At 63.4% G+C, this 17,104-nt stretch carries 11 protein-coding genes and 1 riboswitch; of the genes, 8 read left to right on the top strand and 3 right to left on the bottom strand.

All coding sequences use genetic code 11. From position 1 onward, the window contains the following. Positions 1-33: 33 nt before the first annotated feature. Positions 34-172: riboswitch (yybP-ykoY riboswitch) on the bottom strand. A 39-nt stretch (positions 173-211) separates the two neighbouring features. Further along, positions 212-1,210, bottom strand: a complete 999-nt coding sequence (locus OO258_RS01470; protein ID WP_266028585.1) for a class I SAM-dependent methyltransferase — start codon at positions 1,208-1,210, stop codon at positions 212-214. A 53-nt stretch (positions 1,211-1,263) separates the two neighbouring features. Continuing rightward, positions 1,264-2,229, bottom strand: a complete 966-nt coding sequence (locus OO258_RS01465; protein WP_266028583.1) for a 2-hydroxyacid dehydrogenase — start codon at positions 2,227-2,229, stop codon at positions 1,264-1,266. A gap of 192 nt (positions 2,230-2,421) precedes the next feature. On the opposite strand from OO258_RS01465, the gene OO258_RS01460 reads away from it, so the two are divergent. The 8 genes from OO258_RS01460 (at position 2,422) to OO258_RS01425 (ending at position 14,968) form a co-directional block, all read left to right on the top strand. After that, positions 2,422-4,104 (top strand): fatty acid--CoA ligase, encoded by a 1,683-nt coding sequence (locus OO258_RS01460; RefSeq protein WP_266028582.1) that lies wholly within the window; start codon positions 2,422-2,424, stop codon positions 4,102-4,104. A 332-nt stretch (positions 4,105-4,436) separates the two neighbouring features. Then, positions 4,437-6,323: a DUF1302 domain-containing protein gene (locus tag OO258_RS01455; protein ID WP_266028581.1), complete on the top strand. Its 1,887-nt coding sequence runs from the start codon at positions 4,437-4,439 to the stop codon at positions 6,321-6,323. A gap of 25 nt (positions 6,324-6,348) precedes the next feature. After that, complete coding sequence (locus OO258_RS01450) at positions 6,349-7,713, top strand: DUF1329 domain-containing protein (RefSeq protein WP_110745514.1); 1,365 nt, start codon at positions 6,349-6,351, stop codon at positions 7,711-7,713. Positions 7,714-7,985: 272 nt separating this feature from the next. Then, positions 7,986-10,703: a LuxR C-terminal-related transcriptional regulator gene (locus OO258_RS01445; RefSeq protein ID WP_266028580.1), complete on the top strand. Its 2,718-nt coding sequence runs from the start codon at positions 7,986-7,988 to the stop codon at positions 10,701-10,703. Positions 10,704-10,862: 159 nt separating this feature from the next. Continuing rightward, a complete protein-coding gene (locus tag OO258_RS01440) occupies positions 10,863-12,470 on the top strand; it encodes a tetratricopeptide repeat-containing response regulator (RefSeq protein ID WP_110745516.1) in 1,608 nt (535 codons plus the stop codon). Then, positions 12,467-13,159: a sensor histidine kinase gene (locus OO258_RS01435; RefSeq protein WP_266028579.1), complete on the top strand. Its 693-nt coding sequence runs from the start codon at positions 12,467-12,469 to the stop codon at positions 13,157-13,159. The genes OO258_RS01440 and OO258_RS01435 overlap by 4 nt, the downstream gene beginning before the upstream one ends. Before the next feature lie 333 nt (positions 13,160-13,492). Beyond that, entirely contained in the window at positions 13,493-14,137 is a 645-nt protein-coding gene (locus OO258_RS01430; RefSeq protein WP_266028578.1) for an MBL fold metallo-hydrolase, read from the top strand. Between the two features lie 108 nt (positions 14,138-14,245). Next, positions 14,246-14,968, top strand: a complete 723-nt coding sequence (locus OO258_RS01425; RefSeq protein ID WP_016501466.1) for an OmpA family protein — start codon at positions 14,246-14,248, stop codon at positions 14,966-14,968. Between the two features lie 35 nt (positions 14,969-15,003). Here the strand turns inward: OO258_RS01425 and pta are convergent, their stop codons facing one another. After that, the gene (gene pta, locus OO258_RS01420; RefSeq protein ID WP_266028575.1) at positions 15,004-17,091 is read right to left on the bottom strand and encodes a phosphate acetyltransferase; all 2,088 of its coding nucleotides are present in this window, start codon (positions 17,089-17,091) and stop codon (positions 15,004-15,006) included. Positions 17,092-17,104: the final 13 nt, after the last annotated feature.

Raw genomic sequence — 17,104 nt, 5'->3', positions numbered from 1 at the left:
CCGGGTAAGGTGTGCGTGTCATAGGTCTTGTCAAACCCCGTATCCGTCTATGCGGATCTCTCCATGCAGGCTCGCATGGGGGTCGCACGCGCCATGGTCTGTGGACCAAGTATGTTGACGCGTACCGGGCGAGCTGGGTGCTCGCGGGAGACTACTCCCCTAGGACGGTGCGGATTCTGCCTCGGTAAAACGCTTTCGGCAAGCGCTGTTTTTATCCGTGCGTGGCCTGGTAGATACGGAAGCCATCGGCTTCTTCGCGTACTTGGCAGTTGCCCAACGCCCCTTCGATCAGCGGCTGGTAGCGCAGGAAGCTATTGGCGACCAGGCGCATTTCGCCGCCTTTTTGCAGATGATCGGCCGATTTTTTCAGCAAGTTTTCCGAGGCCTGGTAGCTGGTGTGAACCCCGGTGTGGAACGGTGGGTTGCTCAGGATCAGGCTCAACCCGGTTGGCGCCGCGTCGATGCCGTCACCGCTGATCACCTCACCCTCCAGCCCATTGGCGGCCAACGTCAGGCGGCTGGCGGTCACGGCGAAGGCATCCACGTCCAACAGTGTCACCCGGTTTTGCGGGTAACGGCGTTTGACCGTTGCGCCCAGCACCCCGGCACCGCAGCCAAAGTCCAGCACGTGCCCGCTGGGCAGGCCATTCAGGTGCTTGAGCAGCAGCGCGGTGCCCCGGTCGAGGCGGCCGTGGCTGAACACCCCGGGCAGGCTGACCACTTGCAGCGGGCCGTCTTCCAGGGCCAACTCGAAGCGCTCGGCTAGGGTTTCCAGGGGCTTGGCCTCGGGCGCGTGTTCGACGGTCACCTGCCAGAGCTGGCAATGGCGGGCGCTGTCGAGCTTGCGCGGCTTGCCGAAGGCCTGCAACTGCTTGGCTGCGCCTTCGATACCGCCGCGCTTTTCTCCAACCAGGTACAGCTCACGGCCAGCCAGGCGCGCGGCCAAGGCATTGAGCAGGTAGGCTGCCAGCTCGCGGGATTTGGGCAGGAACAGCACGGCGCTGTCAAAAGCCGCAGCTGGAGGTGCCACCGCATAATGGCTGCGACCGGCGAAGCGGCTGTCGAGCATGGCCTGATCGCCGGCATGCCAAGTCCAGGCCTGGGCCTGGGGCAACTGGCCGAGCAAGTCGTCGGCGGGGGCGCCGGCGAGCAGCAGCGGCCCCTGGAACAGCTCTGCCTGGCGGAGCAACACTTCACTGCGCGGGTCCATGGACGACGCCTCCTGGAAAAAGTGGCGCAGTGTAGCAGAGGCAGGCGCTGGGCTCAGCTGACCACGCGGCGGGGCTGCCCGGCGAAGAAGCCCTGAGCGTTCTCGCTGAGCTGGCCGACGATGCGCTGGCGCGACTCCACTGCGCCCCAGGCGCTGTGTGGGGTGATGATCAGGCGTGGGATGCCGGGTTCGAGCAGCGGGTTGCCATTGACCGGTGGCTCTACGCTCAATACATCGGTGGCGGCGCCGCCCAAGTGGCCGCTGCGCAGAGCGTCGGCCAGGGCCTGTTCATCGATCAGGCCGCCACGCGCGGTGTTGACTACCAGCGCACCGGGTTTGAGCAGGGCCAGTTCGCGGGCACCGAGCATGTGCCGGGTGTGCTCGTTCAGCGGGCAATGCAGGGTCAGCGCGTCGACTTGCGGCAGCAGCTCGGCCAGCGGCAGGCGGTCGGCGCGTTCCGGCCGGCCGGGGATCTGCCCGCTGATTACGCGCATGCCGAAGGCTTCGGCCAGCCGTGCCACCGCGCCGCCCAGCTCGCCGTGGCCGAGCAGGCCAAGGGTCTTGCCCTCCAGCTCGACGATAGGGAAGTCCAGCAGGCAGAACTGGCTGGCCTTGGCCCACTGGCCTTCGGCCACCGCCTGGTTGTAGTCGCACAGCCGGGTGGCCAGCGCCAGTAACAGGGCCAGCGTGTGCTGGGCGACCGAGGGCGTGCCATAGCCCTGGCAGTTGCACACGGTGATGCCCTGGGCGCGGGCGGCGGCCAGGTCGACATTGTTGGTGCCCGTGGCGGCCACCAGGATCAGCTTCAGTTGCGGGTTGGCGGCCAGCGTTACGGCGTCGAGCATGACCTTGTTGCTGACCACGGCCACGGCGCCTTGCAGGCGTTCAGCCACTTGCTCGGGGCGGGTGGCGGCGAACAGCTCGAACTCGTCGAACTGCTGCTGCAGGGGCGAGAGGTCGAGGTCGCCAAGGTCCAGGGACTGGTGATCGAGAAACACGGCGCGACGCGGGCTGGGCATTGGGGCTCTCCGGAGGGCAGGGCGGAATGTCGGTGTCACGGCGCAGTGTCTAGCCCGCGGTTACCACACGTCAACGCCCGCCACTCATACCTTTGCCAGGCAAATCATTCCTTCGGCTGATTTAGCCGTCACATTGGCGAACTACAGTAATCCCCAGACTTGTCCGGCCCGCTTTTCAGAAAAGGGATACCCATGTTGCAGACTCGCATCATCAAGCCCGCCGAGGGCGCCTACGCCTACCCATTGCTGATCAAGCGTCTGCTGATGTCTGGCAGCCGCTATGAAAAGACCCGTGAAATCGTCTACCGCGACCAGATCCGGCTCACTTATCCACAGCTCAACGAGCGCATCGCCCGCTTGGCCAACGTGCTGACCGAGGCCGGGGTCAAGGCCGGTGATACCGTGGCGGTGATGGACTGGGACAGCCACCGCTACCTGGAGTGTATGTTCGCCATCCCGATGATCGGTGCAGTGGTGCATACCATCAACGTGCGCCTGTCGCCCGAGCAAATCCTCTACACCATGAACCATGCCGAAGACCGCGTGGTGCTGGTCAATAGCGACTTCGTCGGCCTCTATCAAGGCATTGCCGGGCAGTTGACCACCGTCGACAAGACCCTGCTGCTGACCGATGGCCCGGACAAGACCGCCGAGCTGCCCAACCTGGTCGGCGAGTACGAGCAACTGCTGGCTGCCGCCAGCCCGCGCTACGACTTCCCGGACTTCGACGAAAACTCGGTGGCCACCACCTTCTACACCACCGGCACCACCGGTAACCCCAAGGGCGTGTACTTCAGCCACCGGCAACTGGTGCTGCACACGTTGGCCGAAGCTTCGGTTACCGGCAGTATCGACAGCGTGCGCCTGTTGGGCAGTAATGATGTGTACATGCCGATTACACCGATGTTCCACGTTCATGCCTGGGGCATCCCCTACGCCGCCACCATGCTCGGCATGAAACAGGTTTACCCTGGCCGCTACGAGCCAGACATGCTGGTCAGGCTGTGGCGCGAAGAGAAGGTCACCTTCTCCCATTGCGTGCCGACTATCCTGCAGATGTTGCTCAATTGCCCGAACGCCCAAGGCCAGGATTTCGCCGGCTGGAAAATCATCATCGGCGGCAGTTCGCTCAACCGTTCGCTGTACCAGGCTGCGCTGGCTCGCGGCATCCAGCTGACCGCAGCGTATGGCATGTCCGAGACCTGCCCGCTGATTTCCGCCGCGCACCTGAACGACGAACTGCAGGCCGGGAGCGAGGACGAGCGCGTCACCTACCGCATCAAGGCCGGTGTGCCGGTCCCGCTGGTCGAGGCAGCCATCGTCGACGGCGACGGCAACTTCCTGCCCGCCGATGGCGAAACCCAGGGCGAGCTGGTGCTGCGAGCCCCTTGGCTGACCATGGGTTACTTCAAGGAGCCGGAAAAGAGCGAGGAGCTGTGGCAGGGCGGCTGGCTACACACCGGAGATGTCGCCACCCTCGACGGCATGGGCTACATCGACATCCGCGATCGCATCAAGGATGTGATCAAGACAGGAGGCGAGTGGATCTCCTCGCTCGACCTGGAAGACTTGATCAGCCGCCATCCTGCCGTGCGCGAAGTGGCGGTGGTGGGAGTGGCCGACCCGCAATGGGGCGAGCGGCCGTTCGCCCTGCTGGTGGTGCGCGATGGCCAGGCCATCGACGCCAAGGCATTGAAGGAACACCTCAAGCCATTTGTCGAGCAAGGTCACATCAACAAATGGGCGATTCCAAGCCAGATCGCCGTTGTTACTGAAATTCCCAAGACCAGTGTCGGCAAGCTCGACAAGAAACGCATCCGCCAGGACATCGTCCAATGGCAGGCCAGCAACAGCGCGTTCCTGTCCACGCTTTGACCGCCATGCGGGTCGCGCACGTCAGAACGCGACCCGCATGCTAGAGGGTCTGGCGCCTTGCCAAATGGCGAAAATGCGCCATCCTAATGCACTGCCAACGCGCAAACGGAGCACATTTACAGCGAGTTGGCGGCATGGAGCGCAAATCACACTTTAGAGGGATCAAGCGCCTGTGCCTTGCTGGCTATAGTCGGGGCCAGGGGATTTTCAGGAATGGGGGAGGGCGACACGCGCAAGCCGTGTCGTCGCAGGTCAAAGCCTGCAAACCGGTCGCTCGGGCCGTTCTTGAAAGGACTCACTGCCATAACAATAAAGTACATGGAGTAGCGTCGATGAAATCTGCAAACCTGTTCTGGCGCCGGGCCAAGTTGCCCTTGGCGGTCAGCCTTGCTTCCACGCTCGCAAGTCCTGCTTTCGCTGTCAGTTTCAACATCGGTGAAATCGAAGGCCAGTTCGACTCGTCGCTCTCCATCGGCGCCAGCTGGTCGACCGCCAACCCCAACAAGAACCTGATCGGGGTGAACAACGGCGGCAAGGGCCTGTCGCAGACCTCCGACGATGGCCACCTTAACTTCAAGAAGGGCGAAACCTTCTCGAAAATCTTCAAGGGCATCCATGACCTGGAACTGAAGTACGGCGATACCGGCGTGTTCGTGCGCGGCAAGTACTGGTACGACTTCGAGCTGAAGGACGAAGGCCGCGAGTTCAAGGACATCAGTGACTCCAACCGCAAGGAAGGCGCCAAGTCGTCCGGTGCCGAGTTGCTCGACGCCTTCGTGTACCACAATTATTCCATCGGCGATCAGCCGGGCTCGGTACGCTTCGGCAAGCAGGTGGTGAGCTGGGGCGAAAGTACCTTCATCGGCGGCGGCATCAACTCGATCAACCCCATCGACGTGTCGGCGTTCCGCCGCCCTGGGGCCGAGATCAAGGAAGGCCTGATCCCGGTCAACATGTTCTATATCTCGCAAAGCCTTACCGACAACCTGTCGGCCGAGGCCTTCTACCAGATCGAGTGGGACCAGACGGTTGTTGATAACTGCGGTACGTTCTTCTCGCAGCCGGACATCATCGCAGACGGTTGCACCGATAACCTGCGCGTACTCAACAGCAGCCGGACAGTGCCGGGTGCGGCTCAGCAGTTTCTCGCCACCCAAGGCGTGAACATCAACGAAGAGGGCGTGATGGTGCGCCGTGGCGCCGACCGCGATGCACGCGACAGCGGGCAATTCGGTGTGGCCATGCGCTACATGTTCGAGCCGCTGGACACCGAGTTCGGTGCCTACTTCATGAACTACCACAGCCGTGCCCCGATCTTCAGCGCCACCGGCGCACCGGCTTCGGTGTTCTCCGGTATCGCTGGCCTGCCGGCGCAGCTGCGGGCCTTGGCGCCACTGATCGTGGCGGGTAACTCGCAATACTTCGTCGAGTACCCGGAAGACATTCGTCTGTACGGCTTGAGTTTCTCCACCACGTTGCCAACCGGCACCGCATGGAGCGGCGAAATCAGCTACCGGCCCAACGCCCCGGTGCAGTTGAACACCACCGATATCCTGTTTGCCGGTGTTCGTCCGTTGGGCGGCGCACTGACCAACGCTTCGCTGTTGACCGGTACTCCGGGCCAGGACCTTCACGGCTATCGCCGCAAGGAAATCACCCAGTTCCAGACTACCCTCACGCACTTCTTTGACCAGGTGATGGGCGCCAGCCGCATGACGGTGGTGGGCGAGGTGGGTGTCACCCACGTGGGGGGCCTGGAGAACGCCCACGATACTCGCTACGGTCGCGACCCGGTGTTCGGCCCCGGCCCACTGCCTTCCACCGGTGGTGCAGATACCTGCCAGGCACTCAACGGCAGCACTATCGGCGGTGCCGGTGCTGGTGCATCGACCACCAACCTGAACCGCAAGTGCGAGAACGATGGCTACACCACCAGCACCTCGTGGGGCTACCGGGCTCGCGTCATCTGGGACTACAACGACGTATTCGCCGGGGTCAACCTCAAGCCAAGCGTGGCCTGGTCGCATGACGTTTCCGGTTACTCGCCTGGCCCTGGCGGCAACTTCGAGGAAGGCCGCAAGGCGGTCAGCCTGGGCCTGGACGCCGAGTACCAGAACACCTACACGGCTAGCCTGTCGTACACCAACTTCTTCGACGGCAAGTACAGCACCGTGGATGACCGCGACTTTGTTGCGCTCAGCTTCGGCGTGAACTTCTAAGCACACAGATCCAGGACGACACGACATGAACAAGACCAGAAGTCTGCTGCAAGCCGGTGTGCTGGGCCTGTCCCTGCTGGCGACCAGCGTCATGGCTGCGGTATCCGCCGACGAGGCGGCCAAGTTGGGCAGCACCTTGACCCCGATGGGTGCCGAGAAGGCCGGCAACGCCGATGGATCGATCGGGCCATGGGAGCCGCTGTCGAAGACCGCAGGCAGTGTCGACGGCAAGGGCTTCCTGGCCGACCCGTACGGCAGTGAAAAGCCGCTGTTTACCATCACCGCCCAGAACGCCGAGCAGTACAAGGACAAGCTTTCGCCGGGCCAGTTGGCGATGCTCAAGCGTTACCCGGACACCTTCAAGATCCCGGTATTCAAGACCCACCGCGGTTCCACGGTGCCTGCCGACGTATTCGCCGCCATCAAGGAAAACGCCACCAAGACCACCTTGGTGGAGGGCGGCAACGGCCTGAACAATTTCCGCACCGCCGTGCCGTTCCCCATCCCGAAAACCGGCCTGGAAGTGATCTGGAACCACATCACCCGCTACCGCGGCGGCAGCGTCAGCCGCCTGGTGACCCAGGCCACGCCGCAGCAGAACGGCTCGTTCAACCCGGTGTATTTCTCTGACCAGTTCGTCTTCCGCGACAAGATGAAGGATTACGACCCGAACAACCCGGGCAACATCCTGTTCTACTTCAAGCAGGAAGTGACCGCACCGGCGCGCCTGGCCGGTACCGTGCTGCTGGTCCATGAAACCCTTGACCAGGTGAAGGAGCCGCGCAAGGCGTGGATCTACAACGCCGGCCAGCGTCGCGTGCGCCAGGCGCCGCAAGTGTCGTACGACGGCCCGGGTACTGCCGCGGACGGCCTGCGAACTTCAGACAACCTGGACATGTTCAACGGCGCGCCAGACCGCTATGACTGGAAGCTGGAAGGCAAGAAGGAGCTGTACATCGCCTCCAACGCCTTCAAGCTCGATGATCCCAAGCTCAAGTACGCTGACATCATCAAGGCCGGGCACATCAACCAGGACCTGACTCGTTACGAGCTGCGCCGGGTCTGGCATGTGGTTGCAACGCTCAAGCCGGGCCAGCGGCATATCTATGCCAAGCGTGACTTCTATATCGACGAGGACACCTGGCAGGCTGCTGTGATCGACCAGTACGACGGCCGTGGCCAGCTGTGGCGCGTGTCCGAGGCGCATGCCCAGGCCTACTACAACGTCGAGGTACCCTGGTACACCCTGGAAGCCATCTATGACCTGCAGTCCGGTCGTTACCTGGCCCTGGGCATGAAGAACGAAGAGAAGCGTGCGTACGACTTCGGCTTCAGCGCCAGCAAGGCCGACTTCCAGCCAGCAGCGCTGCGCCAGTCGGGTATTCGCTAAGCTGAACGCACTCGACGCTGTGTGATCCCCAGAACGCCCCGGCTTGCCGGGGCGTTTTTTTGTTTTCCTGCTCCGGGCTTTCCGCGGGCCAGGCAATCAACCTGCTGAATACCTCTCCAAACCCTCGTTCCAGCCCATGTCCATCGGCCATGTTGCTTTTTGTCGCAGTCTTTTCTGAGGCAATTGTTCCCATCATCTTCAAATGCGCCGCGTTAACGGCTAGTCTCGCAAGCATCCATATGCCGTAGTCTTCCACCCAGAATGAGCCGGCCATGACTGATCTGTCCCGTACGCATGGATTCGCCAGTCAGGCCCTGGGCCTGCTGGACGGGCGTTTCTTCCGGCCGCCCCTGCCGGATGGCCATGTGCCGCGCGTGCGCTTGTGCCAGCGGCTGAATGCCGGTTTGGGCGGGCGCTTGCTGCTGGTCAATGCGCCGGCAGGTTTTGGTAAAAGCTCCTTGGCCATCGAATTCTGCGAAGCACTGCCCGAGCACTGGCGCAGCCTGTGGCTGGGCCTGAGCCAGCGCGATGCCGACCCTGGCCGCTTCCTCGAGCGGCTGCTCGAAGGCTTGCAACAGTACTGCCCGGCACTTGGCGGCCAGGCCATGGGCCTGCTGAAGATGCGCCAGCGCCACCAGCCGTTTGCCTTCGAAGAATGGCTCGACGGCCTGCTCGACGAGCTGGCGCTTTACCTGCAAGCCGATACGCCCTTGCTGGTGGTGCTGGACGACTACCATCTGGCCCAGGGGCCGGTACTTGACCGGTGCCTGCAGTTCTTCCTCAATCACTTGCCTCCCGGCCTGGTGTTGCTGGTCACTAGCCGACAACGTCCAGACTGGCACCTGGCGCGCCTGCGCCTGTCACGGCAACTGGTCGAGCTCAACGAACAGGAACTGCGCCTCACCGCCGAGGAGTCTTTGGCGGTAATCGGCCGCCAGCCCACCGGGCTGCGTGGCCAGGCGCTTGATAACCTGATCCAGCGCAGCGACGGCTGGGTGGCCGGGCTGCGCTTCTGGCAGCTGGCGGCCAGCGACAGCGCTGACGAACAGGCCTTGCCCCAGGCGCTGCACGGTGGCGAGGGCCTGATCCGCGACTACCTGCTCGAAGAAGTCATCGACATGCTACCCGCGGATGTACAGGCCTTCCTGTACGAGACCGCCTGCCAGGAGCGCTTCTGTGCCTCGCTGTGCGACGCCGTGCGCGGCGCTCACGACAGCGCCGCGATCCTGTGCTTCCTGCAGGCGCACCAGGTGTTCCTGGTGCCGCTGGACGAGCATGGTCAATGGTTCCGTTATCACCACTTGTTCTCCGACTTGCTGCGCAGCCGCCAGGCCAGCGAACCACTGGCCGGCCTGCACCTGCGCGCGTGCCGCTGGTTCGAAGCCCAGGGGCTGCTGGACGAGGCGGTGGAGCAGGCGCTGCGTGCCGGTCACCTCGATGTCGCCGCCGACCTGGTGCAGAGCCTGTCCGAGGAACAACTGCTGGCCGAGCAGAACGTCGGCATGCTGCTGCGCTGGAAGATGGACCTGCCCGACAGCCTGTTGATCAGTACGCCGCGGTTGATTGTGCTGTACAGCTGGGCGTTGGGCCTGGCTTGTCAGCTGGACGCGGCCGAAGAGCTGGCCGGTTACCTCAGCCGCTTCCTGCCCGCGCCCTCGGCGACCGCGCAAAAGTCGATGCTGGCGCAGTGGCTGGCATTGAGCGGGGTGATCGCCCGTGGCCGGGGTGACCGCGAGCGCACCCTGGCCTATTGCGGCGAAGCGTTGCAGAGCTTGCCGAGCAAGCGTTATGGCCAACGCCTGGTGTGTTTGTCGACACTGTCCAACCTGGCCATTGCCGATGGCGACTTCTGGCGCGCACGCGGGTGGAATCGTGAGGCGCTGGAGCTGGCTCAGCGTGTTGGCAACCCGTTGTTCGAGGCGTTGGCCCATTACGACCGCGCACGGGTGCTACACGCCCGTGGCGAAGTGCTGCGCGCCCTGGACGAAGTGCGCCAGGGCCTGCAGCGCCTGCAAGGGCTTTCGGCGCAGCGCCTGTATGCCGTGCGCGCACGCCTGACGCTGTATGAAGGCTACCTGCTGGTCTCGCGCCTGCAACCCGCCCAAGGCCGTGCGCGCTTGCGCGCAGGGCTGGGTGAGGCGCGGGCCTGTCGGGATATCAGCGTGCTTATCGGCCATTGCGTGATTGCCACGCTCGATGGCCGGGAAGGGCACTTTGCCGAGGCTTTTGCCGAGCTGGCCGAGGCTGAGCGGCTGATGCACATCTGGGACGTGCCGCCGGTCTATTACTTGGCCATGATCACTTTGGTCAAATGCGAACTGTGGTTGGCCCAGGGCCGCATCGACCTCGCCGAGTCGTGGCTGCTGCGTCTGGGCCAGACCTACGGCGGCGAGCAGCCAGCGGCAGCGCCAGAGTTTCACCCGCTGCTGCCGTTGCACATTGCCTTGCAACAAGCGTTGCTCGAGCGTGTTCAGTCACGTCGTGATGACGCCGTCAAACGTCTGGCTGGCCTTGCCGAGCGTGGCCAGGCCAGTGGCGGCATGATGCTTGCCGTCAGTGCCCTGAGCCAATGGCTGGTGCTGTTGCTGGACGAAGGCCGGGACGGCCAGGCAGCGCAATTGTTGCCACCGCTGCTGGAGGCAGCTCGCGGCGGTGTGCTGCAGCCATTCCAGGCGCTGTTGGAAAAGCACCCGCAATGGCTTCACGAGCATCTGCAGGCAGGTAGCACGTGCCCGGTTCAGGCAGAACTGCTCAAACGCCTGCCGTCACTGCCAAGTCCCAGCGCCGGGACCGGTGAGGCGTTGAGCGGTCGCGAACTGGCCGTGCTCGAGCTGATCGCCCAAGGTTGCTCCAACCAGCAGATCAGCGAGCGCCTGTTCATTTCCTTGCACACGGTAAAAACCCACGCCAGCCATATCAACAGCAAGCTGGGCGTGGAACGGCGTACCCAGGCGGTGGCCAAGGCCAAATCCCTGGGGCTGCTGGCTTGAAGCTGGCCCCTGGGTTCATTGCCCGCTAAAGTGATGGCGTGAGGCCATGGTTTGTGGCCGGCAATGCTCTACCCTCATCTTTCCCGACCGGCTGCCGATACAGCGATCGGTGGCATCGCCTCGCGCGATTTTTCAATCATTCCAAGGCAGGTCGTGTTGATGCTGCAGTACGGGCAAAAGAGCTTTCTGATCGTCGACGATTTTACCGACTTTCGCACGTCGACCCGCTCCATGTTGCGTGAGTTGGGCGTGCGCGACGTTGACACCGCCGACAGCGGCGAGCAGGCGTTGCGCATGTGCGCGCAGAAGCGCTATGACGTCATCCTGCAGGACTTCCACCTCGGCGACGGCAAGAAGAACGGCCAGCAGGTGCTGGAAGACCTGATCATCGACAAGCACATCAGCCATGAGTGCGTGTTCATCATGGTCACGGCCGAGAGCAGCCAGGCCATTGTCCTTAGCGCCATCGAGCACGAGCCCGACGCCTACCTGACCAAGCCTTTCAACCGGGTTGGCCTGGCCCAGCGTGTCGAGAAACTGTTCCAGCGCAAGACACTGCTCAAACCGATCCTGCAGGCGCTCGACCGCCACCGCCCGGGCGAAGTGCTGGCGGCTTGCGCCGAGCTGTGCAAGAGGGACCCGCGCCTGGCACCGCTGTGCCTGCGTTACCGGGCCGATGCCTTGCGCAACCTCAACCGTTTCGAGGAGCTCGAAAAATTCCTCAAGGCGATCCTGGCCAGCCGCCCGCAGCCGTGGGTTTACGCGGCCTTGGGGGCGCTGATGCACAAGCGTGGCCAGAATGCCCAGGCCCAGGGCGTGTACGAACAGGCACTCAAGGCCTTCCCGATCATGCCGAGCCTTTACGACGGCATGGCCGAAGTCCTGGTAGCTCAGGGTGAAACCAAACGCGCCCAGAGCCTGCTTGAAGAGGCCGTGCGCCTGTCGCCGCTGTCGGTGCGCCGGCAATCGACGCTGGGCAAGCTGGCGCTGGAAAACGAAGATTTCGAGAGTGCCTCGAAAGCGTTCCGCCATGCGGTGAATCAGGGGCAGAGCTCGCGCTACAAGGATGCCGAGAACAACCTTGGCCTGGTGCAGGCGCTGATGAGCAAGAATGCGGGTTTTGGCCTCGACGCCCGAACCCGGGTCGAGATCAACACCACGCTCAGCGAAGTGGCCAAGGAAAACCCCGAGGATCAGGGCTTGCAGGTACGTGCGCGGATGATGAAAGCCGCCAGCCTGTTGCAGGCCGGTGACCCGGAAACGGCGGCCAAGCTGACCGAGCAGGCGATTCAGCGCCTGGACAAGATGAACCAGTTCTTCTCGGTCGATTCAGCCCTGACCGTTGCCGCGCAATTGCAGGCGATGGGGCAGGAAGCTGCCGCGATCGGCGTGCTGAAAAGCTGTGTGGAAAGTTATGGCGATGACCCCAAGGTCATGGAAAGAGTGGGCAAGCTGACGGACGACCCCAGTGTGCTCAACGCCATCACCGAAGCGGTCACCCTCAATCGCCAGGGGGTGCGCAGTTACCAGGGAGGGCAGCTCGGCGAGGCGCTGCAACTGTTCCGCAAGGCACTGGGTTTACAGCCGAAGAACATCAGCATCGCCCTCAACACCGCCCAGGCGCTGCTGCGCATCGGCGGTGACGACCCTCAGCCCGCGATCATGCAGGAATGCCGCGACGCCTTGACCAGCGTGGCCGGTATCCCTGCCAGCGACAATCGCTATGACCGTTACCGCAAACTGCACATCCGAGTGTTCGGCGCATGACTCAAGACAATCAGGGGCTGGATTTTTCCACGGTGATCGCCTCCACCGTGCACGACCTCAAGAGTTCCCTGGCGGCGTTGATCCAGTCCCACAGCCAGTGGGTGCAGCGCTTGCCCGAAGAGCTGCGCGGCGGTGCCGAGCAAGGGATGATGGAGCACGAGTTTCGTCACCTTAACGGCATGCTGGTGCAGTTGCTGGGGTTGTACAAGCTGGGGGTTAACCAGCTGCCGGTGTGCCCGGACTACCATGAGCTGGATGACTTCATCGAAGCCCAGCTGGCGGCGCACGAGGAAGTGCTGAAGCACAACGATATCCTCGCCACCTGGCGCATCGACACCGACAACCCGTTGGGTTTCTTCGACCGCGAACTGGTGGCCTCGGTCATCGCCAATGTCATCACCAACGCCACCCGCTTTGCCGGACATGCCTTGCTGATCACCATTGAAGAAGCTGACAACCAGCTGGCCATCTGCGTCAACGACGATGGCCCGGGTTATCCACAACGCATGCTCGAGCGCCAGGAGGAATACATCCAGGGGATCGATTCGACTAGCGGCAGTACTGGCCTGGGGCTGTACTTCGCGGCGCGGATCGCGGCGCTGCATGAAAGCGGCGGTGTGCGCGGGCGGATCGAGATTTCCAATGGCGGGGCGCTTGGGGGCGGGTTGTTCAGGTTGTTCCTGCCTTGAGGGATTGGGTGCCTGTGAGATCGAGCGCCGCCCGCGCGGCGCATCGCGAGCTGCGCTCGTTCCGTTTTTTTCGGGCCAATTATTCCTGGGGGAGTTGCGCGCGCCCGCTTGGCGCATGGCGCGATATCGCGTCGTAAAACAAGGCGGTCGCGCGCGCCTGTCACAGGCATAACTGGCCCGAAACAAATGTAGGAGCGAGCGCAGCTCGCGATGCGCCGCGCGGGCGGCGCTCGATCTCACAGGCGCCACTTCGCTCAAGCCATGAACCTCGTGCACCCACCCCATTTTCCTGTCAGGCTCCCAGCAGAACCCAGCGTTACCTGCGAGAACACCATGACCCAAACCCCGCCTGCACTCATCCGCGAAACCTTTCCGGTAGGCCCTCTGCAATGCAACTGCACGCTGATCGGCGACCCGCTGACCCAAAAGGCCATCGTCGTCGACCCGGGCGGTGACCCGGACAAGATCCTCGCCCGCCTGCAGGCCCACGGTCTCACGCTGGTGAGCATCATCCACACACACGCGCACTTCGATCATTTTCTGGCCTCGGGCAAGCTCAAGGCGTTGACCGGCGCCACCTTGCACCTGCACAAGGACGACCAGGCGCTGTGGGACAACCTGGAAATGCAGTGCCAGATGTTCGGCGTGCCCTACACCCCAGTACCGTCCCCCGACCGTTGGCTGGGCGATGACGAAGAACTGGCCTGCGGCTGCGGCGTGGCCCTGCATACACCAGGGCACACCCCGGGCTCGATGAGCTTCTGGTTCGCCGATGCCAAGCTGCTGATCGCCGGTGACACCCTGTTCCGTCGCGGCATTGGCCGCACCGACCTGTGGGGGGGCGACCAGCGGGCGATCGTGCGTTCCATCAAGGAGCGGCTTTACCGGCTGGACGAGGAGGCCGTCGTGGTGACCGGCCACGGGCCCGATACCCGGTTGGGTGACGAAATGCGCGAGAACCCCTTCGTGCGTGCCTGATGGCAGATGAAGGCACTTTCATGGAATTTTTCGTTGCCGACGCAATCCAAGGCTGGCATAGATCCCTTTATGATCTGCCGCATTCATGAATTCAGTAGGAGCTTGTCCATGTTCACCATGCGTCGTCTGATTATCGTCGCAACTGCCGCTGCCCTGATGACCGGCTGTGCCGGCCAGAATCCCTACGACAACCAGGGCCAGGCGCAGGGCTCCACCGGGATGAGCAAGACCGCCAAGTATGGTGGCCTGGGCGCGTTGGCCGGCGCCATCGCGGGTGCCGCCATCGACCACAACAACCGTGGCAAGGGGGCACTCATCGGTGCCGCTGCAGTGGGTGCTGCCGCTGCTGGTTACGGCTACTACGCCGACAAGCAGGAAGCCGAACTGCGCGCGCAGATGGCCAACACCGGCGTGGAAGTGCAACGCCAGGGTGACCAGATCAAGCTGATCATGCCGGGCAACATCACCTTCGCCACCGACTCGGCCAACATCGCCCCAAGCTTCTACTCGCCGCTGAACAACCTGGCTGGGTCGTTCAAGCAGTTCAACCAGAACACCATCGAAGTGGTCGGCTTCACCGACAGCACTGGCAGCCGCCAACACAATATGGACCTGTCCCAGCGCCGCGCGCAGGCGGTCAGCACCTACCTGACCTCGCAGGGTGTGGATGCCTCGCGTATTTCTGTACGTGGCATGGGCCCGGACCAGCCAATCGCCAGCAACGCTGACGCCAATGGCCGTGCGCAGAACCGCCGGGTGGAAGTGAACCTGAAGCCGATTCCGGGTCAGCAGTATGACCAGCAGCAAGGCCAGGTTCAGCAATATCCGTGATTGACCGCCCGGGGCTGCAACGCAGCCCCGGCTTCTTAGCGCGCTACGCTGGCCTGAATCGCCGTCAGGGCAATGGTGTGCACGATATCGTCTACCTGTGCCCCTCGCGGCAAGTCGTTCACCGGTTTGCGTAACCCCTGCAGCATCGGCCCCAGGCTGACCCCGTCAGCACTGCGCTGTACCGCCTTGTGTGTGGTATTGCCGGTATTCAGGTCGGGGAACACGAATACCGTGGCACGCCCGGCCACCGGGCTGCCTGGCGCCAGCTCCCGGGCAATTGCCGGGTTGGCCGCCGCGTCATACTGCAGGGGGCCGTCGATCAGTAGATCGTGCGCTGCGTCCTGTGCCAGGCGTGTCGCTTCGCGCACTTTCCCGACTTCCTCATCGCTGGCCGAATCGCTTGAGTAACTGATCATCGCCACCCGCGGCGCAATGCCGAAGGCCTGCGCCGATTCGGCGCTCTGCCGGGCAATTTCGGCCAGTTCGACAGCGCTCGGGTGCGGGTTCATCACGCAGTCGCCGTACACCAGTACCTGCTCGGGGAACAGCATGAAGAACACCGACGACACCAGGCTCGAGCCCGGCGCAGTCTTGATCAACTGCAGGGCAGGGCGGATGGTGTTGGCAGTGGAGTGCACCAGCCCGGAAACCAGGCCGTCCACTTCATCCAGAGCCAGCATCATGGTCCCGATCACCACCGGGTCTTCCAGTTGCTGCTCGGCCATCGGGGCGTTGAGGTTCTTGCTTTTGCGCAGCTCGACCATCGGTTCTACGTAGCGCCCGCGTATCAGCTCCGGGTCGAGGATCTCCAGGCCCGGCGGCAGGGTAATGCCTTGGGCGCGTGCCACGGCATCCACATCCTCGGGCTTGGCCAGCAGCACGCAACGGGCAATGCCTCGGGCCTGGCAGATGGCTGCCGCCTGAACCAGCAAAGGCTCGGCACCCTCAGGCAGGACGATGCGCTTGTTCGCTTGCTGCGCGCGCTGGATCAACTGGTAGCGGAACACCGCCGGCGACAGCCGCAGTTCGCGCGGCGTGCCGCAGCGTTGGTGCAACCAGGCCGCGTCGAGGTGGCTGGCGACAAAGTCGGTAATGAATTCGGCGCGCTCGCGGTCATCCACCGGAATTTCACGGTTCAACGAGTTGAGCTGGTTGGCGGTGTCGTAAGAGCCGGTACTTACCGACAGGATAGGCAGCCCGGCCTGCAGCGCGCCACGGCACAGGCCAAGGATACGTGCGTCAGGCTTGCTGTCGCTGGTCAGCAGCAGGCCGGCCAGTGGCACACCATTGATTGCTGCCAGGCTGACGGCAAGGATGATGTCGTCGCGATCACCCGGGGTTACGACCAAGGTGCCTGACGTGAGCAGCGGTACGGTGTTGGCCACCGTGCGGGCGCAGATGATGATCTTGCTCATGCGCCGCTGCTCGTAGTCGCCGGCATTGAGCACCTGGGCGCCAAGCAGGTCGGCCACGTCACGGGTGCGCGGGGCGTTCAGCTCGGGCTGGTAGGGGATACAGCCGAGCAGTTGGAAATCATTGCCACGCAGCAGCGGCGAGTGCTCGCGCAGGCGGGTGGCGAAGTCCGCCATGCTTTCCTCGGTACGCACCTTGTTGAGAATCACCCCGAGCACTTTCGGGTCGCGCGGGCCGCCGAACAACTGGGCCTGCAGTTCGACCCGGCCGGACAGCTCGCTGAGCACTTCATTTTCCGGGGCTGAAACCAGGATTACCTCGGCATCCAGGCTCTTGGCCAAGTGCAGGTTGACCCGTGCCGCATAGCTGGCGTGGCGCGTTGGCACCATGCCCTCGACCACCACCACGTCATTGCCGACGCAGGCTTGCTGGTACAGGCGGATGATTTCTTCAAGCAGCTCGTCCAGCTGGCCGTCACCGAGCATGCGCTCGACATGGGCCAGGCTCAGCGGCACGGGCGGCTTGATGCCATGGGTGCGGGCGACCAGCTCGGTGGAGCGCTCCGGGCCGGTGTCACCCGGGTGGGGCTGGGCGATCGGCTTGAAGAAGCCGACCTTCAGGCCGGCACGCTCAAGGGTGCGCACCAGGCCCAGGCTGATCGAAGTCAGGCCGACACCAAAATCGGTCGGCGCAATGAAAAATGTCTGCATGCGTGCTTCTCGA

Source organism: Pseudomonas sp. DCB_BI (assembly GCF_026240995.1).
GTDB lineage: Bacteria > Pseudomonadota > Gammaproteobacteria > Pseudomonadales > Pseudomonadaceae > Aquipseudomonas.
This window is presented reverse-complemented; position numbering and strand designations above follow the sequence as displayed.